This is a genomic window from Lysobacter enzymogenes (genome assembly GCF_023617245.1).
Lineage (GTDB): Bacteria > Pseudomonadota > Gammaproteobacteria > Xanthomonadales > Xanthomonadaceae > Lysobacter > Lysobacter yananisis.
On record NZ_CP067396.1, the window covers coordinates 1,940,230 to 1,966,134 of the forward strand.

Genomic DNA, 25,905 nt, shown 5'->3' on the forward strand with positions numbered 1-25,905 from the left:
GAGTCCGCACGACATGCAACGCAATCGCCGCACCTTGGTAAAACTGACCGCACTGGCCCTGGGCATGGCCGCCAGCGGCGTCAGCCTCGCCGCCGCCCGCCTCGACGCCGCGCTCGAGCGCGCCCTGGCCGGCGCCGCGGACACCGCGCCGCTCGAGGTGGTGGTCGCCTACAACCAGCCCGGCCCGCTGCGCGCGGCCCAGGTGCAGGCGCTGAAGCTGCTCGGCATCGACAAGGGCGTGAGCATGCGCGCGCTGCCGATCGCCGGCGCGCTGGCGACGCCGGCGCAGATCCGCGCGCTGTCGCAACGCGGCGACGTGCTGTCGATCCACCTCAACAAGCCGCTGCGCTACTACAACCAGGAAGCGCGCGAACTGTCCGGGGTCAACCGGGTCCAGGCCAACCCCGGCGACTTCGGCCGCCCCGTGCCGTTCACCGGCCGCGGCGTTGCGGTGATGATCAACGACTCGGGCATCGACGCCACCCACGCCGATCTCAAGTACGGCCAGCGCGTGGTGCAGAACGTGCAGGCGCTGACCAACCTGCATTCGCTGCTGGATTTCCTGCCGGTGACGGTGCTGGAGAACCAGCTCAACACCGACATCAGCTCCGGCCACGGCACCCACTGCGCCGGCACCGTCGGCGGCAGCGGCGCGCAGTCCGCCGGCCTGTACCGCGGCGTGGCCACCGGCGCGGCGCTGGTCGGCTACGGCTCCGGCGCGGTGATCTCGATCCTCGACGCGGTCGGCGGTTACGACTACGCGATCTCGCACAAGAACAGCTTCGCCTCGCCGATCCGGGTGATCTCCAACTCCTGGGGCACCTCCGGCGCGTTCGACCCGACCGACCCGGTCAACCTAGCCAGCTACGAGGCCTACAAGAACGGCATCGTCAGCGTGTTCGCCGCCGGCAACGACGGCCCCAACGCCAACACCCACAATCCCTACGCGCAGGCGCCGTGGGTGATCTCGGTCGGCGCCGGCAACAAGGACGGCACGCTCGCCGACTTCTCCTCGCGCGGCAATCCGGGCGAGAGCGGCGGCTTCACCATGCCCGACGGGCAGGCCTGGACCTACGTCAACGAGCCGACCCTGGTCGCCACCGGCGTGGACATCGTGTCCACCCGCGCGCTGACCGGCGCGCTGCCGCTGCTCGCCGCGCAGCAGGACGCCGCGCTCGGCGCGCGCGCACTGTTCTACACCCACATGAGCGGCACCTCGATGGCCACGCCGCACGTCGCCGGCATCGTCGCCCTGCTGCTGGAAGCCAAGCCGTCGCTGCAGCCGCTGGAGGTCAAGCAGATCCTCAGCCAGACCGCCAACCCGATGCCGGGCCGGCAGCGTTTCGAAGTCGGCAGCGGCCATGTCGACGCCTATGAAGCGGTGGGGGTCGCCAACGCCTATTGATCGATCCGGCCCGGTCTCGCGCGGCGCCACGCCGACGCGGCCGCGCCGTCACCGGGTTCGGACGGGTGGCGAACCCCGTCCGTACTTCGCCCGCAGCGCCGCGTCCCCGGCGTTGCGGGCGCTCTCTCCAGCGAGTCGTTGCACGATTGTCATGAGCGGATGCCCGGGAAGTTTCGGGCATCCGTTTTTTTATCCGCCGCGTCCAGGACGCGCAGGACGCGCAGGACGCGAGGTGGCGAAGGTGAGGGCATCGGCCTTGCGGCGCGGCGACATAAGGTCGATGCGGATCGGATCGGATCGGATCGGATCGGATCGGATCGGATCGGATCGGATCGGATCGGATCGGATCGGATCGGATCGGATCGGTGAGGCTTGCATAGCGGCCAGGCGGGCACATAGTGTGTGAGCCGCGAGCCGCGAGCCGCGAGCCGCGAGCCGCGAGCCGCGAGCCGCGAGCCGCGTGCGGCAGGCGACGAAACGGGCGATCAGGGCGGCGATGCGGTGGCGACGCGAAACCACTGGAATGCATTGGCGCGACTGCATCGCGCACTGGACGCAATGAGGGAATGCGTCGCGCTGAAGCACGCGCAAGGCGAGCGTTGCCTCAGTCGGAGCCGCGAGTGCGCTTGAGCTGCGATTCGACGGGGGAGTAGCGGTGCGCGGGCGTCGGCGACCGGGAGCGCACTGGTTCGGGCAGGCGCGCCTGGGCGACGAGTCTGGAGCCGGAGGCGGCCGCGATCGTCAGCGCCGCGGCCGGGGCGGCGGCGGGCGCGACGAGCTCGCGGGGTGGTCCGCGCAGTTCGGAGACGAGGGATTCGGAGTCCGCGGCGGACGCTCGCGAAAAAGAAGGAACCGCCGCTCGGGCCAACAACGCCAGCGCCGAGACGGCGGTCAGTACGAAGAGATAGCGTGGCAGCGCGCGGAACGTGTCCTGGACCCAATTCGCCGCCTTCATGCACTCGCCCCGCGCATTCCCTGCGGGGGCAACCGGCCGGCCGTCCGGGCCGCCGGTGCAACATCCTGTTCGCAGTGCATTACCGCTTCCCCAACTTCTGTAATCAGTAGCCCCAGGCTCCGCAGGTGCGCTTGCTCAAGGCGGCGGCCTCGTTCCATTGCTGAGCGGCGTCCGTGTCGTCGCATGGCCGTGCTGCCGGGGCCCGCACAGATTGCGCCTGCCGGTCGGTCCGGCGCAGTAGGCCGACGGCGCGGCGCCGTGTAGGAATTTTCTGACAAGCGTCACGCGGCGAATGCGCAACGGGCCGGCCCGGGGAGGCCGCGGCGATCCGGCGTCGCGCCCGGCGCAAGCGCCGCGCAGGCAACGCCGCCGGCCCGGCGCGCGGGCAGGGTTCGCGATGCGCGGTCCAGGGACTGCGCATCGCCGAGATCAAGGCTTGGATTCTTCCGGCATGGTCCCGGCCGAACGCAGGTCGTGCTGCGCCTGTTTCAGCGCCTTGACGTCGAGCGGCAGGATGCGGTCGATGAAGCAGGGCATCTTGATCGACTGCCGGTCGAGCACCACGACCTTGTCGAAGCGCTGGTGCACGCGGCCCATCTGGTTGGTCACCGTGATCGCCTGGGCGAAGTCGAGGCCCGGGCAGCTGCCGCGCAGTTCCAGCAGGTAGGCCTGGCTGGGCTTGGTCCACAGGCCGAGCGCGCTGTCGCCGAGCGGCGTCCAGCCGTCGATGCGGCCGAAGTACTGGAAGCTGTCGACCGGCGCGCCGGCATGCTGCCGGTACAGCGCCAGGCGTTGGGCGTCGTCGAGCTTGGGGCCGGCGCTGGCGCAGCCGGCCAACGCGGCGACCGCCAGGCAGGCGGCCAACAACCGTGCGGCGCGGCCGCGCGGGATCGCTACAGTCGGGCGTTTCATGGGCGTTTCCTTATGGCGGCATCGGCGCCGATGGGAGTACGCCCGCATCATGCGCTTGGCGCGCGCGGCGGGCGCATCGCCGGCCGGCATCGTTCAGCGCAAGGGAGGCTTGCCATCGGCGGCATCCGTCCGTATCATGCCGCCTCTCTCACGGGTTGCCCGTGAAATGGCCGGGTAGCTCAGTTGGTAGAGCAGGGGATTGAAAATCCCCGTGTCGGGGGTTCGATTCCCTCCCCGGCCACCATTAAAGGTGGTAAGAATCAGGCGCTTATCTAGCTTCCTTCGGAAGTTTTGATAGGCGCCTTTTTGCCGTCTTTAGGCTCGAATTTCCGACACGAGTACACCGGAATTACACAGGGAGGTCCACATGGAAAAGGTTAAGACTGTTTCCGTAGTTTTCGTCAAGCAAGTGGGGCGCTTTGATACTGCATTTGCATTGAGATGCTCGGTTTGCCGCGAGGCAATCGACGACGTCGATAGGGCACTTGTCGCACACCGAGAGCTAACACCTAACTTCACTGAAGAGTTTGTGCTCCACGAAGGCCCTTGCGAATCTGCTCCAAACTCTCCTGTCGACCCAACCGTGGACCCAATGGTAACTGTCAAGCCACTGCGTCCGTTCTTGGTTGAGTATTTGGCGCGTGGCAGGGGAGGCAACGTAGGCTCGGATTGATCACCGGTTCCGCGCCATCTGTCGCCGCATAGCCAGGCCCCTCTCCGTGTCCGCCTGATCCATCGTTTGCCGGCCGGGGAGCCCGTTGAAGTGCTGGTTCGTCGTGAGGTTGATGGTCTGGCCGCGACCGCCGCGGAGCGCGGTGCGCGTCATGTCGGCCGGCAGCACCGCGCCCGCGGTGCGCGGCACGAACATTTCCGGGCCGTTCTCGCCGACCAGGTAGGCGCGATCCGGCATCGTCTGGCCGCCGCCGGCGAACAGCCAACTCGTGTTGTTGCCGAACATCGACCCGAACGCCGAAGACGGGCCAGACGACTTGCCGCCGCCGAAGAGCGACGACAGCCAGCCGCCGCTACCGGAGGTCTTTCCAAGCAGAGACTCCAACCACCCGCCGGAGCTTCCGCCGCCCTTGTCGGCGCCGAAGAAGCCGCCGAAGAGGTTGCTCAGCCAGCCACCGGCCGCGCCGCCCGACGTGCTGCCGTTCTGACCGAACAGCTTCTCGACGATGTTCTCGGCCGACAGGTCGAAGAGCTTGTCTGCGATCCGGTCAACGGCGTCCTCGATCGCGTCGATCGGGTCCTTGCCGCCTCTCAGGTCGTGCACGAACCCACGGGCCGAATCGCGCAAGGCATCCATGGCTTCGATCTGGTCGTCTACCTGGGACCGCTGGCGCTGGTATGCCTCCAGGGCATCGATGGCCGCGCGCGCCCTGTCCGTGTCCACATCGGCGCCCAGACGGCGGGCGGCGTTGAGCAACTCCTGCTCCTCGCGCGTCTTGCCCAACAGCTCGATCTCGAACATCGCATCGCGCTGCAGCTGCGCGGCGTCGTCGTTTCGCTGGGCCCGCAGCGCCGCCAGGCGGTCCGCGTAGAGGGCCAATGGTCAGCCGCGGCAGTCGAACAACATGCCCGGCATCATGGGCGGGCGGATGGCCAACTCGAACATCATCGACATTCATCGCCGCTGGGCGAGTCGATAAGCGTGGGTCCGTTGTCTAGTCGCATTGAGAACAATGGCTAACAGTCGTTCCAACTTGAATTAAATCGAGTAATCAAGATGGCCCGAGGATCGAGACCAGGCGAGCGCCGCGGTGGCCGCAAGCCAGGCACGCCAAACAAGATCACCGCCGATGTTAAGGCGATGATCGTGGCAGCGTTGAATGCAGCCGGCGGCTAGGCGTACTTGGTCAGGTAAGCGCAGGAGAAACCAACCGCATTCCTCATGTTGCTGGGGAAGGTGCTGCCGATGACGGTTGTTGGCTCTGGCTCCGCTGCAGATCCGATTACGGTGCGCGACGAAATGGTGAGCGTTCTCGGCAAGGGTTCGGATTGAGCCTACCGCGAAGGCTGCCACTTACCTTCATCACGACGGGATGCACAGGCGTCCCACAGACAAAGGAAACACGATGCTTCGCAAGATGGTTAGAAAGGCGCTCACTGGCGCGTTGCGGTGGGCGTACAACGACAAGGCGCTGCAGTGCCAGGCGGACGGCCACAAGCACGGCCGGGCCGATGAGCTGGTCAATCTGTGTCCCGCCTCGTAGGCTCTGCTTGAGCTATGGCAGGAGACGCCGCCGCCGTGGTTCGCCGGGTATGACGAGGGCGTGCAGCTGGCGTTCCAGGGGCAGGGCACTTTCGATGCGTCCTTGGTAGAGGCTCACAACGCGTACGCTGCCGCTCACAACGACTTGGCGCGGCGTCATGAGTGCCTAGTGGAGGCCCATGGCCGTGTGCGGGATCTAGCGCTGACGGTCAGCCAGCAACTGGTCGAGCTGCGCCAGTTCCGCGATGCGGACGCTGACGGCATCCTCAAGCTAATGGAAGCTGCCGGCGCGAAGGTTCTTTCGCTGGAAGAGCGGGTGCGCAGTGTGGAGGCGCAGGAGGGGCTTCCAGTTCTTAACCGGCGGGTGCACTAATTAAATAACTGGCAATAATTGGTTGGCCGGATTGCGCTGATTCTTGGACTTGTTTGGCGGCACGGGCGTCCGTCTCTGGCGTCGCACAACGTTCTATTATAGATAAGGCTCAAACTCAGGAGTGCTAGTGTGAACTGGATGTTCCCTAAGGAAGCATTTGAGGTTCAGGAGCCAATTGGTCTTGCCGTAGTTCTCGCCTTGATCTTGTCAGGGACTGTTTACGCCGCATTTCGGCTTGGGTTATTTAAGCCTTTAGTGCAGCGTGCTAGCGATCAACTGCTACGGCTGTTGATCATTGCGTTGGTTGCTCTCGTCATGCTTGGTGCGGTGCTTGGGTTTGCTGGCTATGTGTACAAGTTATTTCTAGCTGGCAGAACACAGGTGGTGACAGTCCCAGAAATCTCGGCGCCGCAAAAGAAGCCCGAGATACGACGTGTTAAGGGCGTCATTTATGAGTCTCGGCTTGCTACGCCTGATGAAATAGGAGGGCGCGTTGGGCCAGGGATACCAATCAAATTTATTGAGATTGGTGTGGCTAGCCAGGACGTGGTCAGTGGTGGGCGTCTGTGGGTAAGGGCAAGAGATCAGCCGCTCCCTGAGTCGTTGGATTGTCCTGACGGAAATGCCATAGGGGCAGCTTGTGAGTTGGATGGGCAATTACAGCTGAGGGCTTATATGCGATTTGGCTGCGATGTGCCCGTCATCGTTGGAAAAAAGATTGGAGAGAAGTGCAGTCGTGCCGCGGCTGAGATTGATCCGGCTAAGATGAAATTTGAATCAACAATGATGCTGATGTGCTGCTTTGAATAATTTAGGGGGCTTGCGGGGTGGCAGCGATAGCGCTTCTTCTATTGTTCGCATTCTGAGCTAGGCAAACGTGAGCTGGCGCCAATTCATTCGGATTGGGGCGTAGCTGTCCGCATAGAGGTAGTCCCTCCGTTTGTGTAGGTGGGCAAGCATGGAATGCGAGGGATGGGGATGCGTACCGGGACCGTGGCTACGCTTGTTTTGCTCATATTGGGTGCAGTTCTCTGTGTGCCGACTGGTAGGGCGCAACAGAGTGCTCCGGATTACAACAAGCGTGAGTTGTTGAACCTGCTTGATCAGCAGCGGGAGCAGGAGTCGGTAGCTCTTGCAGAGTTAGAAGAGACTGATCAGAAGTTGCGAGCCGCGGAAGAACGAATTTCTGATCTCGAAAGTCAATTGGCTCGGCTCAATTCGAAGTCAACGCATCTACTTGGTGCCAATGCGAGCCGCTCGATAGCAATGGGTGCGCATGACAGTGCTCTGAATGCTGGTGGCACCGCGATTTCGGCCCATGCGGTAGCGGGCACGATGGTTATGACTGGGGCCGCGCCAAGCTACGCTAGCGCACCAATCGTCATTGGAAATTCAGGTGCTAGTGCAGCGCTTGGGATTGTCCCGGGAACAGCCTTGGGTGATCCATCCTTAACTAAGCTAGTGAGTGATACAGGGCATGATGCCAAAGCTGAGAACATGGTAGGCAGCAAACCCATTGACCGAGGGTCGGCTGCCTTTACATCAAGATCCGCGACAAGCGTTCGCTCGGCGAGCACTTCAAAAGCAAAGTTGACCAGACTTACATCCGTCGGAAATACGCAGGGGCAAGACGCATCGAACGTACAGCAGCCCAAACAGCCAAGTTCTTCTCAGGGGGATCCGCCGGACACTTTGGGTGAGGAAGGGCACGAGCCGGTGTTGCTTCCGAGGGCGGCAAGAGAAAGTCTGAAAAATTCAAAAATGGAGATCAAGGGTTCGCAGTCCGAACAAAATGATGCGAAGAGGGATCCGGCGACTCAGCTGAGATATTGGACCTCAATTGAGATTGTGCTTAGTTTGACACTAGTTGTCTTGGCGATATTCATGATATCGGCAGTCATTTATCTCGCCCGCAAGGCTACGGTGCAGTGGTCGCCACAGTCTGTGATGCGGCTATTTGGATTAGGGCTCATCATCCCTTTAGCGATCATGCTCGTGGTCGCTGGATATAGTGAGACGCAAATGTCATCTGCGATGGGGCTGTTAGGTGTTATCGCAGGCTACTTGCTGGGTAACGGTGAGAGGCGGGGGGAGCCCGAAGCGAAGCCGGCGTAGCTGCAACTCCGCCAGAAGCTGCGCTAGTAGATGGTTGCTCTGGAACTGCGATGCGTAGGGCCGTTCGACTCGGAGAGAGCAGAACAGCATGATCGGGTAGGGCAAATACCCGAGGCCCTTGGCACGAGTACGGTGAACCTTAGCGTCGCCGGTGCACAGAGGAGGAGTCAAAGCCGGCCGCCATCATCTCTGGCGCGCTCCCAGGCAGCGCGAGCGACAGGAATGGCATCGAGCCATTCCAAGGGCGACATCCCGCGGACGTGCGGGTAGCGGGCCTCAAGCTTGGACAGGATTTGCTCAAACGGACGGCTGGGGTAGGCGACGCGGCCGGTGATCCCCAGGTACAGGGCAGGGGCATAGTCCCGGAAGGAAAGGCCTTCGCGGTGGAACGGTGCAGAGCTGTAGTTGAGGATCCAGTAGTCCAGGCCTGCCCCGGCCTGGCCGCGGGACTCTTCAGTCATGGCGGCAGAGAGGTGTCGAACTACGTAAATTTTTGGCCCCCAACGCTGAGGTGGTCAAGTGCATCGGTGCTACCACTACGGGGGCTGGCGCCGGCCACTAACGCGCGCCCTAGCGCTGAAGTCGCGGTACTCCGCGCAGACCTTGGCTGAGTAGCACATTCGGTCTGCCTCAATGGCGCAAAGTACAAAGGAAAGTATGAAGTTGAAGCAGTTGCTAGTTGCTGCGATGGCCGCAATTTGGTCAACTGGCGTCCAGCGGAACTTGAAATCTCGCCATCCTGTGAGACTGGTCGCCCTGGGCAGTCAACTGCGATCTTCACGAATGCGTACCGTGGCCGTTTCTATTACCAGCATTCGTTAGGCGAATTGAGTAGTCGCGGACGCCCGCCATGAATTAAACCTGATAGGACTATCAATAGTGATCTTGCGGCCACAGAAGAGTGCACAGCCAATCAGGCTAGGGCGGCAGCCTATCAAAGAAGCATTATGTGAAATCCGATTCAAAACAGCAGACCCTGGTGTTTCCACCTTGCTCCCTGGCTTGCTGTATCAAAAACTGCGAGACAAATATCCAAAAGTTGAGAATTCACAAATATCTCATATTCCGCGATCACTTCGAGAGAATAGTCCCGACTTGGCATATCAGACATTGATCAAAATGACTGGTAAAGATGGCGTGCTGCAAATCGGCGATCGTCATATCTCATATGCGTCAGTGGCGGAGTATCCCGGTTGGCCCCAGTTGAAGAAGGGGCTCATGGAAGCATGGGAAATAGTCTTCGGTGTGACGGACCTCGTTGAGCGCGTTTCGGTGAAATTCATTAATCTGTTTCCGTTCTCAAGCGGTTATCGAACATTGGCCGACATAACCACGTTGGCCGTGAGTTTAGATGGAGGGGATGTAACCGACGAGCATATCACTTTGCGGACCTATGAGCGAAACAATGACATAATTAGTGTTATTCAGGTGGCTACTCCGGCAATGATTACAGAGTCGGGCTTAGATGCGCCGTTGACTGGTCTCGTCTTAGATATTGATTCGATTATCGAGCGCGAAGGCCTGACTCTGGAAGAGGTTGGCAATTATCTGGATCGCGTTCATGATGAAGAAAAACGGATTTTCTATTCGCTGATATCAGAGACAACTTTGAGAGCGTGCGAGCCTCATTATGAATAACCAAATCGAATCGGTTGGCAGAACCGCTAGTCTCCAAGTAGTTGTCCTCGCGGCCTCAGTGGGTATCGCCGCAGGGTGTGTAGGGCGCCCGGCATATGAGGTGGGATATGGCTTGCCTTTGCCTCGGCCGTCATACTCGATAGGTGGGCTTCCCCAGTCTGCTGCAAACACCAACTATGGGATCACGGATTCTTTTCATACGGTGTTGCGTGCGCCGTCGGAAGACAGATTCCGCGATATCGCGATGTCGTTAGCCCAAGCACAGGAAGACTTTGGTGTTGACCTGGATGCGTTGATCGAAGCTAACTTTGAAGAGCTATTTGATTGAGCGACGAGCTATCGCTGGAGCATGCCAGGGTTTACATGCCCCCTGGCCTAGCGCACGACGATCTAGAGGAGCTTTATTCTGAGCTCCGAAGGATGGGGAGTGGGCTAAAGAATTATTACTGGACTCCGGATAGTGAGCATATGTTTCAGGGGGACGCATTTGAAGGTGCGCCCTTCCCCATATTTAATGCGGAAGGAGTAAGCCTGAAGACGGGCAGGGTACTCCTCCTGTCTAATACCTGTGACGTGTCGGAAGAAAACAAACGGGACCAGCCAATTAGGGTTACGGTAGCTCCGGTAGTTTCATTGGATCGCTTGGCCGCTATTCTAAATCGAGGCGGTGCATCCAACGATCGAGTTGAGAGCAGAATTCGTGCGGTGAGGCAACATTCCGTCAATTCGATGTTTTTGATGGAGCGTGGTGCTGGTATTAAAGAAGACTCGGTCGTTCTCTTCGATCAAATTCAGTCGTTGCCGCTTTCTTTGTTCGCGCACTACAGTCCTCGTAGAGTGGCCACATTGTCCCAAGCGGCTCACTGGATATTGCTTGTGAAGATCTCGATACATTTCAGCCGCCTTCAGGAAAAGGTTCGTAGGCGCGCTGATCCTTTAAAGCCCGTTGCCATAGATTAACGGCTAATCGGTGGCGTTTAGTTTAAGGGTACACCAGCCGCTTGAACGTCGGCGACTCCTCGGGGATCAGCGCGCCGAGCTTCTCGTAGTGCTCCCGTGTGCCGCGCGGCGCCTTAGCGACTAGGTCGTCCCAGCGCTTCTTGAAGTTGAACGCCCGCTCGAAGTCAGACGCGTCCCAGGTCTCACCAACCTCCAGGGCGTCACGTAGCTGCGCGGCTCGGACCTTCGCGCGTCGGATCGAAAGTGGCGTGGGCGGGAACCTTGGTGGGCTGGGCCGATGCTACTCCTGTCAGTGCAACCCGTACGACGCCTGCCTTGCGATGCGGGCAGATCAACGACTGCCGCTAGACTGTCGTCATGCTCAACGACATTGAACGCCGGCACGCCTTGAACGTCATCGAGAGGCTGCTGAAGCCGCGGCATAGCCCTCACGTGAAGTCAGGCGGTACGGCCATGTGCCGCGTATCAGGCCAAGCCATTGAGGTCTATTCCGCGCGACCGGCTTATGACGATCCCGACGAGATCATCGAGATCCCCGTCGCCAAGTTCCGCTACGTTCGGACGCGCCGGGTATGGCAACTGTTCTGGCTCCGGGCCAGCGGTAAGTGGCAGGGGTACGCCCCAATGCTGGAGGCCGAAGGTCTACCAGGGCTCGTGGAGGAGGTCTGGCGCGATCCCTTCTGCTGCTTCTGGGGATAAGCTTGGCCCAGCCAGCCGATCTAGCTGCCCCCACCAAGCGCCTGGTCGATCAGGGCAGTGCGTGCCTGGGTGAAAGCTATTTGTCGATAGCCGCTTTCCACATGAGCACTATCACGCTCCAGAATGCAATGCCGATGGTCCATGCAACGACAAAGTAGAACTTGTCTCGGTGCATCTGCCAGCTTGTTGGTTTGGGGATGGATCGAAGAAATGCTGAAAAATTCGCTTCATCTGCGGCCAGAATGCGTAGTTCGTGCTTCTCGTCGATACTGCCGCCAACGACCATTCCGTCATCGAACATCATGAGGCGCGCGTGCTTGAACTCAGGGTGGGCCGGATGCTCAAGCTTCAAGGCCTCATCGGTGCACGGTTCGATCTTGTATCCCACACGGATTAGCGCATCTATTCGCCGCAGTACCGAGTTCTTTGCAGCATCTTCCATAGCGAATGAACCCTGTTAGGCCGGCAGCACTTGATTGAAGGTGAGCTCGAAGCACGCGCTTTTTAAGTCTCTTCGACCCCTTAAAGCGTCACGTGCGACTGCAGCGTAGCCTTCATCTGTGGGATCAATGGCGGGACCGGCAACCTCTTGATGGCTTCGGCCAATCCTATCGCTGTCGGTCGCAACCTGCGAGATGGCTATCGCTACCATGCGGGCCATGCCGATCTGCCACTCCCGCTACCCCTGCCGTCTACGCTCAACCTCTGACCCCAACGTGTACGAACCAGGGCAGGCCGTGGCTGTCGTCGAGGAAGAGCGGGAGCCGGATGAGTGGGGAGACCCGGGCCGGCTGATCCGGCGGCGTCTGCTCTGCATCGAAGGGCCTAGTGGCCCATCTTGGGTTGATCGTCACCGATCTAAAGGATCGCGTTGGCAGCTTGAGCTGGGGCCGCGGATTGGCGGCTTAGCTTGGGCGTCAGAGCAGGTAAGGTAACGACATTCAAACCTGGAACCTGAGATGCGCGAGCTTCATCTTGAGGGAAAGGACTGGTTCACCGAGTCCGAGGCCGCTGCCTATTGCGGCGTGTGTGTCTCGACGCTTCGCGAGGGCTACAGGGCGCTGGGAATCAAGCCGCGGCGCTTTCTCGGAAAGAAGCTCTACTCCCGACTCGAACTCAACGACGCGATTCGAAACTCACCGGTTTGGGATCGAGCGCCAGTGCAGCGCGGCCCCACTTCTGTGTCGTTACAGGGCAGGGCAAATCTTGAGCCTGTCCGGGTGCGCCCATATAAGCCCCGCAAGCTAGCCGGCAGAGGATAGGTATGGCTGCCAAGCTGATGACCGTTGCCCAGGCTGCCGAGCAATGTGAGTGCTGCCCTAGGACTTTGCGCCGGGCAATCGACACCGGGCAGTTGGTCGCAATCCGCCTAGGCGTAGGTCCGAAGTCAGACCGCATCCATCCTGACGACCTTGAGGCATTCTGGCGCAAGCCTCGCTATCAGCCTGTGCAAGTGCCGCCGCCCTTCAAGCTGGGGCCTTTGCCGCCGCCAGCCTCAGATGATGTGGCGGCTAGGATAGAGAAGCTGCTCAACGCTGGCAGAAAGGTGGCAAAGAGAGGCGCCGCTAAGCTGCCAACTAAGAACAGTTCCAAAAAGCCAGTTTAGAGAGGTGTTTGGGGTGTTAGCGGCCGCCCCCGCGGCCAGCACTGTAGGGGTATCTCTCAGGGGCATTTCTCGGGGCATCTAGAACAATCGAATCTTGAAAAATATCTAAAAATCAAGAGGTTGTATTTATCATGCGATTCCCTCCCCGGCCACCATTTACGAGAAGGGCTTGGCAGCGATGCCAGGCCCTTTGTTTTTGGGCGCGCGCGGGGTACGGCGCGCGACGGCCACGCGTCGGGCGCAGGCCCGGCGCCGGCGTTTTCGCAGGCACCGCGCGTCAGGCCGCGATCGGCGGGCGCGCAGAAGGCGAGGCTGGCAGGTGAAGGACACGCGTTATCACGAATTGGACGCGTTGCGCGCGATCGCGGCTGTGGGCGTGATCTGCTGGCATTACGTCCACACCTATCACGTCGCGCCGTTGGCCGCGGTGTTGGCTCCGTTCTATGGGCGCGGCCTGCTGATGGTGGATTTCTTCTTCGTGCTGTCGGGCTTCGTGCTGGCGCGCGCGTTCTGGGTCGACGGTCGCGCTGAGCGGTTCGGCGCCAATCTGCGCGCGCGCCTGGCCCGCATCTATCCGCTGCATTTGCTGACGCTGTGCGCGGTCGCGGCGATGCAGTGGCGATTGGCCGCGCTCGGCCAGCCGCCGTTCGTCTATGCCGCCAACGACGGTTATCACTTCGCGCTCAACCTGCTGCTGTTGAACAGTTCGGGCCTGCAGCAAGGGTTCTCGTTCAACGCGCCGTCGTGGTCGATTTCGACCGAGTTCCTGGTCAATCTGGCGTTCCTGGCGATCATCGCCGCGCCGGCGAAGATCGCGCGCGGTTTGGTCTGGGCGGTGTTGGCGGCGGCGTTGGCGACGATGGCGGTGCGCGGGGTGATCAACGCCAGCAAGGCGCTGGGCTGGATCGACAACGACGTGGTGCGCACGGCCGCGGGCTTCTTCCTCGGCGTGGTCCTGCACCGGCTGCATCGCGCGTTGGGCGAGCCCGCGCCGCAGGCCGGGGTCCGCGCGCGCTGGCCGTGGGATCTGCTGGCACTGGCCGCGATGGCCGGCGTCTATTGGTATCTGTCGAGCGATGCGTGGTCGAACGCGGGCGATCTGCTGACCTGCTATCTCGCGTTCCCGGTGCTGATCCTGTGCGTGGTGCGCAGCGGCGCGGTCCGCGCGGCGTTGCGGCTGCGGCCGATGGTGCGGCTGGGCGAGATGTCGTATTCGATCTACCTGGTCCATTTCCCGCTGATGCTGGCGCTGCACCTGTGGACGCTGCACAGCGGCCAGCCGCTCGCCTACGCCGAACGCTGGTTCTTCCCGGCCTTCATCGCCGCGGTGCTGGCGGTCTCGTACTGCAGCCATCGCTGGATCGAGGAGCCCGGCCGGCGTTGGCTGGCCGGCCGCCGCACCGGCGCGGCTGGCGTGGACGCATCCGCCGCACCGCGCTGAACTCGCTCCGCGGGCCCGGGCCCGCGCCTGCGCGCAAGCCCGGGCGGTGCGCTTACGGCGCCTGGCAACCGTTGGCCAGCAGGCAGTCGCTCCATTCCTGGAAGCACTTCTGGAACTCGGCGTCGGTCATGACGCCGTCGGCGCGCGCCTCCAGCCGGCATTGGTTGTAGTTCTTGGTGCACCAGCGGTCCTGGCACGCGGCGTAGACCGATGCCGAGAAGCCGAACGCGGCGACGGCGACGAACAGCAGGGTGGGTCGGGCGGACAAGCCTTTCATTCGTTCTCTCCTTGGTAAACGGACGATTGGACTGCGCTTGCGTCGCGGCGGAACGGTGCCGCCGCGGCGGCGCCCGGCCCTGGGCGGGGCGCCGGGCGAGGATTGTGCGGCATCGCCGGCGCGGTCGCTGCGACCGGCGGCGCGCGCGGGCGAGCGCGCCGGCACGGGGTCGGCGCGGATCGGGCTCGGGCGCTATCCGGATTCGGCTTCGAATCGGCCTGGAATTGGCCTGGAATCGCCCCGGAACCGACCCGGAACCTGCGGATACCGAGCCGCCCGGCGCGGTTGACACGCGCATTGCGCCGAACTAGGGTTCGCTTCCCCGTATTCCCGCCGACCGGCGGTCCAAGAGGGAAGCATGTCGGAGATTGTGGCCACCCGCTGACCTTCGCTTTCGAGTGAAGGTGGGTAACGCGTCGAGTCTGTTCGCCATCCGCGCAACGCGGGTGCGCGCCGTCGCGTTCGTTCCGGCTACAACCGACCTGCGACATGAACCTTTCCAAATCGGAGCAACGCGTCCTGCACGCGTTGGCTCAGGGTGGCTGCATCCACCATCGCCGCGCCGACGACAGCGCGGCCGTCCTTGCCGTCGACTGCTACAACCGCGACGGCTTCCGCCTCGTGGATTGCACCGTGGCGGTGTTCAAGAAACTCAAACGACGCGGCCTGATCTGCTCGCACGACGGGCAGCCGTACCGCATCAGCCATCTCGGACGCCGCAGCGTGCGTCCGCAACCCGACAATCGGTGACGACTATGTTGAGCTTGCTCATGTTCGATGCCGGCCGTTGCGGCCCGCTGCCGTCCGCGCAGGAGGAACCCATGCGTATCGAGGAAGAAACCCACGCCCAGCGCGCGCAGACGCACGCGCTCAACCGCGCCGCCTTCGGCCGCGCCGACGAAGCCGATCTGGTCGACCGCTTGCGTGCGGATGGCCTGGTGCGATTGTCGTTGGTGGCGGTGGAGGACGACGAAGTCGTCGGCCACATCCTGTTCACCCGGTTGTCGACCCGCGTCGACGGGCGCGAAGTCGACGCGGTCGCGCTGGCGCCGATGGCGGTGCATCCGCACTGGCAGGGCGCCGGCGTGGGTTCGGCGCTGGTGCGCGAAGGCCTGGCGCGGCTGGCGCGCGAGGGCTGCGAAGCGGCGATCGTGCTCGGCCATCCGGGCTACTACCCGCGCTTCGGTTTCAGCGCGGCGCTCGCCGCCAAGCTGGCGTCGCCGTTCGCCGGCGAGGCGTTCATGGCGCTGGAACTGGCCGCGGGCGGCCTGCGCGGCGAGGCCGGCGAAGTGCGTTATCCGGCCGCGTTCGGCATCGACGCGGCGTAGCGAACGGTGCGGCGCGAGCGCGCCGCGATGCGCGCGGCGGACCCGGCACGGACCGGGTCCGCCGTCGCGATGGACTCAGTCCATGACCGGGCAGACGACCCGGACCAGCCTGACGTAGCGGGTGCTCACGCCCCAGCGCGGGTTGAGGCAATCGCCGTAGCCGCGTTCGCCGACGACCTCGGTGTAGGTGGCGTCGCTGTAGTAGGTCTGGATGTAGCTTTCGCCGGGATTCGGATGCGGCAGCGCGCCGGCGGCCAGCGACAGGGTCATGCCGGCAGCGAACGCGATCAGGGCGAGCTTGCTCTTGGACGACTTGTGCATTGGGACTCTTCCTTGTGTTGGTGCGCCTGGCGCGACGCGGCCGCGGCTGCGGCGATACGGCGCTTCCCTGCGCATCCGGCGGGAGCCGGAATCTGGATTCAACACGAAAGCCGTCGCAACGCGAGCGTGCATGCGATGTGAGCGTTGTCGCAGTTTCGCGGCGAGCGCGCCGTCACGGTTCGCGCGCTCAGGCCTGCGGCACGTAGCCGGCCGGCTTGTCGGCGCCGCCGCCGAACAGGAACTTTTCCATCTCGGTTTCGAGGAAGGCGCGGTCCTTGGGATTCATCGGCGACAGCCGGTTCTCGTTGATCAGCATGGTCTGGTGGGCCAGCCACGCCGCCCAGGCGGCCTTGCCGATGTTGGCGAAAATGCGCTTGCCCATCTCGCCGGGCCAGGGGACGAAATCCAGGCCTTCGGCCTCGCGCTGTTGGTACTGGCAGAAAACGCTGCGGCTCATCGGAAGTCCTGGTGTGGCGGCGAAAGTGGCGGTGCGGATCGGCTCGGCGAGAGCGTGCTAGGCGGGAGCGGGCGAAACGAGAGCGGGCGAGGGGACGATCCCGGCCGCCGCGCTCAGCCCGCCGCTTCGATCAGCTTGCGGATCGGCGCGGGAATGCCGAGTTCGGCCAGATCCTCGCGCGCGAACCAGCGCAGGCCGTCATTGTCGCCGACCCGCGCGCGCAAGGCGACCGCGCGCCAGCGTCGCGGCTGCAGTTCCAGCTTGTAGTGGCTGAAGGCGTGGGCGATCGGCGCCAGCGCTTCGCCGTCGGCGTATTCGCCGTCGAGGTGGGTTTCGAACCAGCGCTCGGCCTGCTCTTCGTCCTCGTGCTGCGGCAGCGTCCACAGCGCCGCCCAGATGCCGGTCGGCGGGCGCCGCTGCAGCAGCACGCGGCCACCGCGGTCGAGCAGCCACAGCACCTGCGCATGCCGCTGCGGCACCGCCTTGCCCGGCTTGGGCACCGGCAGTTCGGCGGTGCGGCCGTGGACGCGCGCGACGCAGTCGTTCTGCAGCGGGCACAGGATGCAGGCCGGATCGGCGCGGGTGCACACGGTCGCGCCCAGGTCCATCTGCGCCTGGGTGTAGTCGGTCATGCGCGCCGGCGGCAGGTGCGATTCGGCCAGCGCCCACAATCGCTTTTCCACCGCCGGCAGGCCGGGAAAACCGTCGATGCCGTGATAGCGCGCGAGCACCCGCTTGACGTTGCCGTCGAGGATGGCGTGGCGGTCGCCCCAGGCCTGCGACAGGATCGCCGCGGCGGTGCTGCGGCCGATGCCGGGCAATGCGGTCAGCGCGTCGAGGTCGCGCGGCAGTTCGCCGCCGTGGCGCTCGACGCAGAGTTTCGCCGCGGCGTGCAGGTTGCGGGCGCGGGCGTAGTAGCCCAGGCCCGACCACAGGCCGAGCACGGTGTCCTGCTCGGCCGCGGCCAGCGCCGGCAGGTCGGGCAGGCGGGCGACGAAGCGTTCGAAGTAGGGCGCGGCGGTCTTGACCTGGGTCTGCTGCAGCATGATCTCCGACAGCCACACCCGGTACGGCGAGCGCGGATGCTGCCAGGGCAGGTCATGGCGGCCGCTGACGTCGAACCAGGCCAGCAGGCGCGCGGCGAAGGTGTCGTCGCCGGCGGCGGCCGGCGCGGCCGCGGTCGCGGGCTTGCGGCGGGAGCGGGCGGGGGCGTTGGCGCTTTGGCTACGGGCGGTCATTGCGGCTGCGGTATCAGGAGGCCGGCGCGGGCGCGGCGGCGGGCGGATCGTCTTCGATGCTCACCTCCACGCCTTGCAGCGTGGCGCCGGAGATCTCGATCTTCGGCGTACTCAGGTGTCCGGCCAGCGGCGGCAACGGCGGGCCGTCCTTGGCTTCGATCCAGGCCAGCATCTGCGGCAGGCGGAAGCGGCCGTCGAACAGGGTCTGCTCGCGTTGGACGCGCAGCGCGGCGGTGTCGGAGAAATCGGCCTTGCCGTCGTAGTCGAGTTCGAACGCCAGCGGCGCGGCCGATTGCCCCAGCGGCGGCGGCAGCGCCGGCCAGGCCCGCGGCCAGGCATGGATGCGGCCGCGCCAGCGCAGCGCCAAGGCCTGGCCAAAGCCGAAGCGGCCGCCGGCGTCGAGGTTGGGCACGGCGCTGTCGGCGGCAGCGCGCAGCGCGGCGCCCATCGGCGCCAGGCTCAGCTCGCCATCGCGGTAGCGCAGCGGGCCGGCCACGCCGAACGCGAACGGCAGGTCGGTGGCGTCTGCACCTGCACCAACGCGATAGCGTGCGTCAGCGCCCAGCCGCAGTGCGTCCAGGCCGAGGCCGTCGTCGCCGGCGTGCAGACGCGCGCCGGCGCGCATGCGCATCGGCAACCGCCAGTCCTTGGCCTGCACCGCGATCGCGCCGGCTAAGCCGAGGCCGCGCGCGGCGGCGGGGCGTTGCAGGGTCGCATGCAGATCGAACGGCACTTCGACGCCGTCGGCCAGCGCGCGGCCGCGCAGACGCCCGCGCACAGGTTTGTCCGGATCGAGTTCGGCGAACTCCACGCCGATGCCTTGCACCGACCAGCCCGCGGCGGCGACGCGGCCGTCGCGCACCCGCGCGCCGCGGCTCAGGCGCGGGATGTCGAACGGTTCGGTCGAAGCCGGACGCGACGCCAGCCAGCGCTGGAGTTCGCCGATGTCGAGTTGCGGCGCGTCGAGTTCGATCCGCTCGACGTCGAGCGACGCGCCGGCGGCGCGGATCGTCGTCCACGGCACCGCCAGATAGACGCGGCCGGCGCGCAGCAGCGGCTTGTCGCTGCCGGGAACGCGCGCGACCAGGTCGCGCACTTCCAGCATCGGCGTGCCGCGCAGGCGGTACTCGCTGGCGCCGCTGGCGCTGATCTCCAAGCCGAGCGCGCGTCCGGCCTGGCTCAGGACGATCCAGCCGACCTGGCTCGGCCGCGAGACCCAGCGCAGGCCGATCAGCGCGGCCAGCAGCAGCGCCAGGGCGATCCAGAGCCGTTTGCGCGAGCGGCGTGCGGGCGGCGCCGTCGTTTCGGCGGCGGCCATGCGCGGCGCCTCAGCCGCCCAGCGCTTCGGGCAGCAGGGCGTCGACGAAGGCTTCGGCGTCGAACACGCGCAGGTCTTCCGGACGCTCGCCGATGCCGGCGAAGCGGATCGGAATGCCGAACTCGCGCGCCAGCGCGAACACCACGCCGCCCTTGGCGGTGCCGTCGAGCTTGGTCACCACCAGGCCGGTGACGCCGACCGCGGCGTGGAACTGGCGCAACTGCGACAGCGCGTTCTGGCCGGTGGTGCCGTCGATGACCATCAGCACCTCGTGCGGCGCGGTCGCATCGACCTTGGCCAGCACCCGGCGGATCTTGCCCAGCTCGGCCATCAGCCCCTGCTGGGTGTGCAGGCGCCCGGCGGTGTCGGCGATCAGCACCTGGGTGCCGCGCGCCTTGGCCGCGGTCAGCGCGTCGAAGGCGACCGAGGCGGCGTCGGCGTTCTGGCCCTGCGCCACCACCGGCACGCCGTTGCGTTCGCCCCAAGCCTGCAACTGCGCGACCGCGGCGGCGCGGAAGGTGTCGCCGGCGGCCAGCATCAGCGGCCGGTTCTCGTCGCGGAAGCGCTTGGCCAACTTGCCGATGGTGGTGGTCTTGCCGACGCCGTTGACGCCGACGGTCAGCACCACGAAGGGTTTTGCGTCGGTGTCGATCGCCAGCGGCTTGGCCACCGGCTGGAGCATGCCGATGAGGTCGGCGCGCAGCGCGGACAGCAGCGCGTTGGCGTCGGCGAACTCGCGCGACTTCATCCGCTTGCGCAGGTTCTCGACCAGCGCGGTGGTGGCGGTGACGCCGACGTCGGCGGTGATCAGCGCGGTTTCGATTTCGTCGAGCAGGTCGTCGTCCAGGCGCGGGTTGCGCGAGAACAGGCCGCCGAAGCTGCGGGCGAACGCGCTGTTGCGCAGGCGCTCGCGCCAGCCGCTCTTGCCGGCGGGGGCGGCGGGCTTGTCGACGTATTCGATGGGAGCGGTTTCGACCGGCGTGAGCGCGACCGGGTCGGTCGTGGCCGGCGCGGTTTCCCGTGGCGCGAGCGCGGCCGGCGCCACGACCGTGGGCGGCGTCGGCTTGGGCGGTTCGACCTGGGCCGGCGCGGCGGGCGCGGGTGCGGTTGGAGCCGGTGCGCCAGCGGCCGGCGCGTGAGTCGGCGCGGGCGCAGGCGGGTTCGCGGCGGGCGGCGGCGCAGCGGGCGATGCGACCGGCGTGGACACGGCGGTTGCGGATCGGGCTTCGACGGGGCGGACTTCGGCGGGCGGCGCTTCGACCGGCGCGGCTTCGACCGGCGTAGCGTCCGGCGTAGCGTCGACCAGCGCGGCCTCGACCGGCGGGATGTCGACAACGGCCGCCGCGGCGGACCGGGCCTCGTTCTGCGCAGCGGGCGCGGCGTCGGCCGCCGCCTCGGCTGCGCCGCCCTGGGCCGGCGCATCGGCCGGCGCCTGCGGCTGCGCGCCGGGAATGGCGGCGGCCAGTTCCTCGATGCTGTATTCGCGCTCGGACGGCTTGCCGGCGTCGGGCTTCTTGCGGCGGAAAAAACTGAGCATGAGACGGAAGATGGGGGCATGCGCGAGAATCCGTACATGCTAGCACCGGCCTCCCTCCGCCCCCGATGAACCACGGTCCGAGATGAACATGTCCAAGCGCGGCCGCTCCGGCGCACGATCCCCGGGCCGGTCCGACGCCGCCCAGAGCAAGGCCGGCGGCGCGCCCGCGCGCGGCCAGCCCGGCAAGGTCCGCATCATCGGCGGCCGCTGGCGCGGCACCCGTCTGGACGTGGCTGACGCGCCGGGTCTGCGCCCGACCTCCGACCGGGTCCGCGAGACCTTGTTCAACTGGCTGCAGCCGATGCTGTCCGGCGCGCGCGTGCTCGACCTGTTCGCCGGCAGCGGCGCGCTCGGGCTGGAGGCGCTGTCGCGCGGCGCCGCCGGCGCGGTGCTGGTGGAACGCGATCCGGCCCTGGCCGCGCAGTTGCGCGCGCTGGCCGCGCGCCTGCCCGGCGGCGAGGCCGCGCAGGTGGTCCAGGCCGATGCGCTGGCATGGCTGGCGCAGCAACCCGTCGCCGCGGGCGCGGGCGGCGAGGGCGGCGCCGGCTTCGACCTGGCCTTCGTCGATCCGCCGTTCGCGGCCGGATTGTGGGACGCGGTGTGGCCGGCGCTGTCGCCGCGGCTGGCCCCGGCGGCCTGGCTGTACGTGGAAGCGCCGCTGGCCGCTTCGCTGGCGCTGCCCGCGCCGTGGCTGCCGCACCGCGAGGGCGCCACCCGCGAGGTGCGCTACGCGTTGTACCGCCGCGCCGGCTGAGCGCGCGCCGGGCGCCGGCCGGCCTCGGCCGCCGTGCCCGGCCGAGGCCGATCCGCCGCGCCGATCCGACCGCCCGTGCAGGTTCCCGCCGCGCGGACGGCTGCTACACTGCGCCGCATCCGGCGCGGCGGCCTGCCCGCCTCCCGCTCTTTCCCGCGAAGAACGACCCCACGAATGAGCTCGGCCCGCCTGCGCACCGCCGTCTATCCCGGCACGTTCGACCCGATCACCAACGGCCACATCGACCTGGTCGACCGCGCCGCTCCGCTGTTCGAGCGCATGATCATCGGCGTGGCCGAAAGCCCGGGCAAAGGCCCGGCGCTGCCGCTGGACATCCGGGTCGATCTGGCGCGCAAGGCCGTCGCCCACCACGCCCATGTCGAGGTGCGCGGCTTCAACTGCCTGCTCGCGCATTTCGTCGCCGAAGTCGGCGGCGGGGTGCTGCTGCGCGGGCTGCGCGCGGTCTCGGACTTCGAGTACGAATTCCAGCTGGCGAGCATGAACCGCCACCTGATTCCCGACGTCGAAACCCTGTTCCTGACGCCGGCCGAGCAATACGGCTTCATCTCCTCCTCGCTGGTGCGCGAGATCGCGCGCCTGGGCGGCGACGTCTCCGGCTTCGTGCCGCCGCAGGTCGCGCAAGCGCTGCAGGACGAATGGCAGCGCCGGCAGCCCTGAGCCCGCCGGCGCGACACCGATTCCAACCCAAGCCACAACGAACCGATACCCAAGGGGCCTACCGATGAAAACTTCCTCCCGTCTGCTGCTGATCGCCTGCCTGGCGCTGCCGTTCGTCGCCGCCTGCCAGAAGGAGGAGAAGAAGGAAGCCGCCGCCGAGACCGCGCCGCTGTCGGCGCCCAAGACCAGCGACGAGAACGCCTGGAGCGCGTACCTGACCGACGTGATCAAGCGCAATCTCGACGGCGTGACCGGCAGCACCTACGTCTACACCCTGCCGGCGCCGGAAGCGCCGACCTTCCAGGGCGACTACGACCGCATGCTGGAAAAGGCCCAGGCCGACATGAGCCGCGGCGTGCTGGAAGGCAACCTGGTGGCGTTCGGTTCGCCGAACTCGGCCAAGTCGGCCGACCTGGCCGTGGCCTCGTTCGAGAAGGTCGACCCGAACACCATGAAGGGCGTGAAGTTCATCTTCGTCGGCGACGCCGCCGACAGCGAGCGGGTCAAGGCCGCGGTGACCCCGGCCGGCGTGAACTACACCTTCGTCGAAGCGAAGTAAGCCCGCGCCGCGCCGGTTCCGGCGCGCCGCTGGTTGAAGCTCCGGCTTTGCCGATTCGGGCCGCGTATGCGGCCCGAATCTTTTTGGGCCCGCCGCTAGCCGCGCAAGCGGCCCGAGCCGCTTCGACAGGCCGGTCGGGCCCGCCGCGACACGCAGCATCCCGGCCCGGCGCTATGCCCCGGGCCGGCGCCGGCCTAAACTGGCCGTCCGAGCCGGCCCTCCCTCCGCGCCGCCGCGCCGGCGCCTTCGAACCGCCCATGTCGCTGAAGATCAACGAACTCTGCGTCAACTGCGACGTCTGCGAGCCGGCCTGCCCCAATCAGGCCATCGCCCAGGGCGAGAGCATCTATGTCATCGATCCGGCGCGCTGCACCGAGTGCGTCGGCCATTACGACGAACCGCAGTGCGTGATGGTGTGCCCGGTCGAATGCATCGACCCGGATCCCGAATTCGTCGAATCGCAAACGCAGTTGCTCGACAAGCTGCGCCGCCTACAACAGGAGTGAACCCGATGCGCAAGGCGCTGCGGCCGCGAGCCGGTCTGATGTCCCCGTGGTTGCTGGCCTCGTTGCTGCTGATCGCCGCGCCCGCGTACTGCAAGACGCCGGCCGCGCCGGCGCACGCACCGGCGGCCCAACCGGCCGCCGCGCATCCGCCGGGCACCGCCATCGCCAGCGCGCATTCGCTGTCCACCCAGGCGGGGCTGGAGATCGTGCGCCAGGGCGGCAACGCCTTCGATGCCGCGATCGCGGTGTCGTCGACCTTGTCGGTAGTCGAGCCGATCAGCTCCGGCATCGGCGGCGGCGGCTTCTTCCTGCTGCACGACGCCAAGACCGGCCGCGACGTGTTCCTCGACGCGCGCGAGACCGCGCCGGCCGCAGCCACACCTTCGGCCTATCTGGACGCCAAGGGCGAACTCAACCGCGACCGCGCCACCAACGGCCCGTGGTCGGCCGGCATTCCCGGCCTGCCGGCGGCGCTGGTGCACCTGGCGCAGAAGTACGGCAAGTTGCCGCTGAAGACCTCGCTGGCGCCGGCGATCCGCATCGCCCGCGAAGGGTTCGAGGTGTATCCGCGCCTGGAGAAGGGCTACGGCAGCCGGCGCGAAGTGATGGAGCGCTACCGCGGCACCCGCGAGGTGTTCCTCGCCGACGGTTCGCCGCCGAAGGCCGGCGAGATCCTCAAGCAACCCGACCTGGCGCGCACGCTGGAACTGCTCGCGGCCAAGGGCTACGACGGTTTCTATCGCGGCGACGTCGGCGCCAAGCTGCTGGCCGCGGTCAAGGAGGAAGGCGGGCAGTGGAAGCCGGAGGAGCTGTCCGGCTACAAGGTGGTCGAGCGCGAACCGCTGCGGCTGAAGTACCGCGGCTGGGACATCGTCACCGCGCCGCCGCCGTCCTCGGGCGGCGTGGCGATGGCCGAGATCCTGCAGATCCTGGAAGGCTGGGACCTCAGCAAGCTCGACCCCGCCCACCGCACCCACATCATCGCCGAGGCGATGCGCCGCGCGTATCGCGACCGCACCATCTACCTCGGCGATCCGGACTTCGTGAAGATGCCGCTGGCGCGCCTGACCAGCCGCGACTACGCCGCCGGCCTGCGCGCCACCATTCATCCCGAGAAGGCCACGCCCAGCGACCTGCTGTCGGGCCAGCCGGCGCCGCTGGAGGACGACGAGACCACCCACTTCTCGATCATCGACGCGCAGGGCAACCGGGTCTCGGCGACCCAGACGGTGAACCTGCTGTACGGCTCGGGCATGGTCGCGCCCGGCACCGGCGTGCTGCTCAACAACGAGATGGACGACTTCGCCCTGCGCCCGGGCACGCCCAACGCCTTCGGCGTGATGGGCTTCGCCGCCAACGCGCCGGAGCCGGGCAAGCGCATGCTCAGCTCGATGACGCCGAGCTTCCTGGAATCCAAGGACAAGGTGATCGCGGTCGGCGCGCCCGGCGGCAGCCGCATCATCACCCAGGTGATGCTGGCGGTGCTGGCGTACGACGCCGGCCTGGCGCCGCAGCAGGTGGCCGCGCAGCCGCGCATCCACCACCAGTGGATGCCCGACGCGATCTCGGCCGAGGCCGGCGCGCTCGACGCCGACACCGTGGCCAAGCTGCAAGCGATGGGCCACAAGGTCAACGCCGGCGAATCGACCTGGGGCAACCTGCAGACGGTGATGTGGGACAAGGCCGGCAACACCCTGTCCGGCGGCACCGATCCGCGCAATCCGGTCGGGCAGGCGGACGTGTTGTTGAGCCGGCCCTGAGCGGCGGCCAGGCAGGCGAGGCGCGCGCCCGCACCGCTTGCCTTGCCCGCACCGCATCGATTCCCCTCATTCCCGATTCCGCCTTCCCAAGGTAGATTGCGCCGCATGAGCCGCACCCGGACGCGGCCGTACAGGGGACCACGGCAGTGAGCGACGACAACGACAAGCGCTGGTATACCCGCGTGCCTGCGATCTCGGTCGCGCTGGTGGCCTTCCTGGTGACCCTGACCACGCTGGTCAACAACGTGCGCGAGATCGGCGGGCTCAAGGACAAAAAGCCGGCCGCCACCGTCGCCGCGCCGGCCACCCCGGCGCCCGAGGTCAAGCCGGCCGAGCCCAAGGCGCCGACGCGCTATTCGGTGGTGCTGACGCTGGAGAAGATCGAAGTCGTCAACGACGGCACCAGCGGCAGCACGTCGTGGACCTTCGACGTCAGCGCCGGCGGCCAGGACCTGTTCGAGCTGCCCGCGCGCGACTACAACGACGCCGAGGACAGCCGCATCGCCACGCCGCGCACCAGCGATCCGTCGATGGGCCGGGTCACCTTGGTGCCGGGCCAGGAAATGCTGGTGAAGATCAGCGGCCGCTCCGGCGGACTGATCAGCAAGCTGTCGGCGAGCGGCACCGCGACCTTGGTCGCCGAGCGCGCGCTGGCGCCGGTCAAGGTGGTCGCGGCCGATCCGCGCGACGGCGAGTTCATTTTCCATTTCGCCACGGCGGCGACGCCGCAGTGAAGCGAGGGGATCGGCAATAAAGGTTCGGGAATCGAACGCGGCCGCGTTCGCGCTTCCGCCTCGCCGATCGCCCATTCCCGCTTCACGCCCCAACGCCTAAAATCGAACCCCACTCAGCC

At 66.1% G+C, this 25,905-nt stretch carries 29 protein-coding genes and 1 tRNA gene; 19 read left to right on the forward strand and 11 right to left on the reverse strand.

Features of this window, described 5'->3' with window-relative positions; translation table 11 throughout:
* Positions 1-13 precede the first annotated feature (13 nt).
* Positions 14-1,405, forward strand: coding sequence for a S8 family serine peptidase (locus JHW41_RS08085; RefSeq protein ID WP_250449570.1), 1,392 nt, complete (start codon positions 14-16; stop codon positions 1,403-1,405).
* A gap of 604 nt (positions 1,406-2,009) precedes the next feature.
* Here JHW41_RS08085 and JHW41_RS08090 read toward each other — a convergent pair.
* Positions 2,010-2,360, reverse strand: a complete 351-nt coding sequence (locus tag JHW41_RS08090) for a hypothetical protein (protein ID WP_250449571.1) — start codon at positions 2,358-2,360, stop codon at positions 2,010-2,012.
* 429 nt (positions 2,361-2,789) lie between these two features.
* On the reverse strand, positions 2,790-3,272 hold the full coding sequence (locus tag JHW41_RS08095) for a DUF6491 family protein (RefSeq protein ID WP_078996701.1): 483 nt from the start codon (positions 3,270-3,272) through the stop codon (positions 2,790-2,792).
* 168 nt (positions 3,273-3,440) lie between these two features.
* Between JHW41_RS08095 and JHW41_RS08100 the strand changes: the two genes are divergently transcribed.
* Positions 3,441-3,516, forward strand: a tRNA-Phe gene (locus tag JHW41_RS08100).
* Positions 3,517-3,945: 429 nt separating this feature from the next.
* Here JHW41_RS08100 and JHW41_RS08105 read toward each other — a convergent pair.
* Entirely contained in the window at positions 3,946-4,824 is an 879-nt protein-coding gene (locus JHW41_RS08105; RefSeq protein WP_250449572.1) for a hypothetical protein, read from the reverse strand.
* 526 nt (positions 4,825-5,350) lie between these two features.
* Here JHW41_RS08105 and JHW41_RS08110 point away from each other — a divergent pair.
* From JHW41_RS08110 to JHW41_RS08125, 4 genes are all read left to right on the forward strand, one after another.
* Entirely contained in the window at positions 5,351-5,488 is a 138-nt protein-coding gene (locus JHW41_RS08110; protein ID WP_250449573.1) for a hypothetical protein, read from the forward strand.
* Positions 5,489-5,548: 60 nt separating this feature from the next.
* On the forward strand, positions 5,549-5,860 hold the full coding sequence (locus JHW41_RS08115; RefSeq protein WP_250449574.1) for a hypothetical protein: 312 nt from the start codon (positions 5,549-5,551) through the stop codon (positions 5,858-5,860).
* A 129-nt stretch (positions 5,861-5,989) separates the two neighbouring features.
* A complete protein-coding gene (locus tag JHW41_RS08120; protein ID WP_250449575.1) occupies positions 5,990-6,670 on the forward strand; it encodes a hypothetical protein in 681 nt (226 codons plus the stop codon).
* 162 nt (positions 6,671-6,832) lie between these two features.
* On the forward strand, positions 6,833-7,975 hold the full coding sequence (locus JHW41_RS08125) for a hypothetical protein (protein WP_250449576.1): 1,143 nt from the start codon (positions 6,833-6,835) through the stop codon (positions 7,973-7,975).
* A 167-nt stretch (positions 7,976-8,142) separates the two neighbouring features.
* Here the strand turns inward: JHW41_RS08125 and JHW41_RS08130 are convergent, their stop codons facing one another.
* Entirely contained in the window at positions 8,143-8,436 is a 294-nt protein-coding gene (locus tag JHW41_RS08130; protein ID WP_250449577.1) for a hypothetical protein, read from the reverse strand.
* A gap of 418 nt (positions 8,437-8,854) precedes the next feature.
* On the opposite strand from JHW41_RS08130, the gene JHW41_RS08135 reads away from it, so the two are divergent.
* The 3 genes from JHW41_RS08135 to JHW41_RS08145 all read left to right on the forward strand — a co-directional run bounded on the left by JHW41_RS08135 (position 8,855) and on the right by JHW41_RS08145 (position 11,272).
* Positions 8,855-9,613 carry a TIGR04255 family protein gene (locus tag JHW41_RS08135; protein ID WP_250449578.1) on the forward strand — a complete coding sequence of 253 codons (759 nt, stop codon included), beginning with the start codon at positions 8,855-8,857 and terminating at the stop codon, positions 9,611-9,613.
* Positions 9,606-9,941: a hypothetical protein gene (locus JHW41_RS08140; RefSeq protein ID WP_250449579.1), complete on the forward strand. Its 336-nt coding sequence runs from the start codon at positions 9,606-9,608 to the stop codon at positions 9,939-9,941. Before JHW41_RS08135 ends, JHW41_RS08140 begins: the two co-directional genes overlap by 8 nt.
* Before the next feature lie 989 nt (positions 9,942-10,930).
* Positions 10,931-11,272, forward strand: coding sequence for a DUF3024 domain-containing protein (locus JHW41_RS08145; protein ID WP_250449580.1), 342 nt, complete (start codon positions 10,931-10,933; stop codon positions 11,270-11,272).
* A gap of 76 nt (positions 11,273-11,348) precedes the next feature.
* Here JHW41_RS08145 and JHW41_RS08150 read toward each other — a convergent pair whose 3' ends face one another.
* Positions 11,349-11,714 carry a hypothetical protein gene (locus JHW41_RS08150; protein ID WP_250449581.1) on the reverse strand — a complete coding sequence of 122 codons (366 nt, stop codon included), beginning with the start codon at positions 11,712-11,714 and terminating at the stop codon, positions 11,349-11,351.
* A gap of 837 nt (positions 11,715-12,551) precedes the next feature.
* Here JHW41_RS08150 and JHW41_RS26620 point away from each other — a divergent pair.
* Positions 12,552-12,878 (forward strand): helix-turn-helix domain-containing protein, encoded by a 327-nt coding sequence (locus tag JHW41_RS26620; protein WP_428995521.1) that lies wholly within the window; start codon positions 12,552-12,554, stop codon positions 12,876-12,878.
* 319 nt (positions 12,879-13,197) lie between these two features.
* Positions 13,198-14,319 (forward strand): acyltransferase family protein, encoded by a 1,122-nt coding sequence (locus JHW41_RS08155; protein WP_250449582.1) that lies wholly within the window; start codon positions 13,198-13,200, stop codon positions 14,317-14,319.
* 52 nt (positions 14,320-14,371) lie between these two features.
* Here the strand turns inward: JHW41_RS08155 and JHW41_RS08160 are convergent, their stop codons facing one another.
* Positions 14,372-14,596 (reverse strand): hypothetical protein, encoded by a 225-nt coding sequence (locus JHW41_RS08160; protein ID WP_250449583.1) that lies wholly within the window; start codon positions 14,594-14,596, stop codon positions 14,372-14,374.
* A gap of 489 nt (positions 14,597-15,085) precedes the next feature.
* On the opposite strand from JHW41_RS08160, the gene JHW41_RS08165 reads away from it, so the two are divergent.
* Both JHW41_RS08165 and JHW41_RS08170 read left to right on the forward strand, forming a co-directional pair.
* Positions 15,086-15,346 (forward strand): YjhX family toxin, encoded by a 261-nt coding sequence (locus JHW41_RS08165; protein ID WP_078996679.1) that lies wholly within the window; start codon positions 15,086-15,088, stop codon positions 15,344-15,346.
* Between the two features lie 71 nt (positions 15,347-15,417).
* Positions 15,418-15,924: a GNAT family N-acetyltransferase gene (locus JHW41_RS08170; protein ID WP_250449584.1), complete on the forward strand. Its 507-nt coding sequence runs from the start codon at positions 15,418-15,420 to the stop codon at positions 15,922-15,924.
* Between the two features lie 75 nt (positions 15,925-15,999).
* Here the strand turns inward: JHW41_RS08170 and JHW41_RS08175 are convergent, their stop codons facing one another.
* The 5 genes from JHW41_RS08175 to ftsY form a co-directional block, all read right to left on the reverse strand.
* Entirely contained in the window at positions 16,000-16,245 is a 246-nt protein-coding gene (locus JHW41_RS08175; RefSeq protein WP_250449585.1) for a DUF6289 family protein, read from the reverse strand.
* Between the two features lie 187 nt (positions 16,246-16,432).
* A complete protein-coding gene (locus JHW41_RS08180) occupies positions 16,433-16,702 on the reverse strand; it encodes an oxidative damage protection protein (protein ID WP_057948364.1) in 270 nt (89 codons plus the stop codon).
* A 113-nt stretch (positions 16,703-16,815) separates the two neighbouring features.
* Positions 16,816-17,940 (reverse strand): A/G-specific adenine glycosylase, encoded by a 1,125-nt coding sequence (gene mutY, locus JHW41_RS08185; RefSeq protein ID WP_250449586.1) that lies wholly within the window; start codon positions 17,938-17,940, stop codon positions 16,816-16,818.
* Between the two features lie 13 nt (positions 17,941-17,953).
* Positions 17,954-19,258 (reverse strand): hypothetical protein, encoded by a 1,305-nt coding sequence (locus JHW41_RS08190; protein ID WP_250449587.1) that lies wholly within the window; start codon positions 19,256-19,258, stop codon positions 17,954-17,956.
* Positions 19,259-19,268: 10 nt separating this feature from the next.
* A complete protein-coding gene (gene ftsY / locus JHW41_RS08195) occupies positions 19,269-20,795 on the reverse strand; it encodes a signal recognition particle-docking protein FtsY (RefSeq protein WP_250449588.1) in 1,527 nt (508 codons plus the stop codon).
* A gap of 88 nt (positions 20,796-20,883) precedes the next feature.
* On the opposite strand from ftsY, the gene rsmD reads away from it, so the two are divergent.
* The 6 genes from rsmD to JHW41_RS08225 all read left to right on the forward strand — a co-directional run bounded on the left by rsmD (position 20,884) and on the right by JHW41_RS08225 (position 25,786).
* A complete protein-coding gene (rsmD, locus tag JHW41_RS08200) occupies positions 20,884-21,549 on the forward strand; it encodes a 16S rRNA (guanine(966)-N(2))-methyltransferase RsmD (RefSeq protein ID WP_250449589.1) in 666 nt (221 codons plus the stop codon).
* Positions 21,550-21,723: 174 nt separating this feature from the next.
* Positions 21,724-22,227, forward strand: coding sequence for a pantetheine-phosphate adenylyltransferase (coaD, locus tag JHW41_RS08205; protein WP_057948361.1), 504 nt, complete (start codon positions 21,724-21,726; stop codon positions 22,225-22,227).
* Positions 22,228-22,291: 64 nt separating this feature from the next.
* Complete coding sequence (locus JHW41_RS08210) at positions 22,292-22,786, forward strand: hypothetical protein (protein ID WP_057948360.1); 495 nt, start codon at positions 22,292-22,294, stop codon at positions 22,784-22,786.
* Between the two features lie 257 nt (positions 22,787-23,043).
* Positions 23,044-23,292, forward strand: a complete 249-nt coding sequence (locus tag JHW41_RS08215) for a YfhL family 4Fe-4S dicluster ferredoxin (protein ID WP_057948359.1) — start codon at positions 23,044-23,046, stop codon at positions 23,290-23,292.
* 38 nt (positions 23,293-23,330) lie between these two features.
* The gene (ggt, locus tag JHW41_RS08220; protein WP_343226598.1) at positions 23,331-25,052 is read left to right on the forward strand and encodes a gamma-glutamyltransferase; all 1,722 of its coding nucleotides are present in this window, start codon (positions 23,331-23,333) and stop codon (positions 25,050-25,052) included.
* A 146-nt stretch (positions 25,053-25,198) separates the two neighbouring features.
* Positions 25,199-25,786: a hypothetical protein gene (locus tag JHW41_RS08225; protein WP_250449590.1), complete on the forward strand. Its 588-nt coding sequence runs from the start codon at positions 25,199-25,201 to the stop codon at positions 25,784-25,786.
* Positions 25,787-25,905 lie beyond the last annotated feature (119 nt).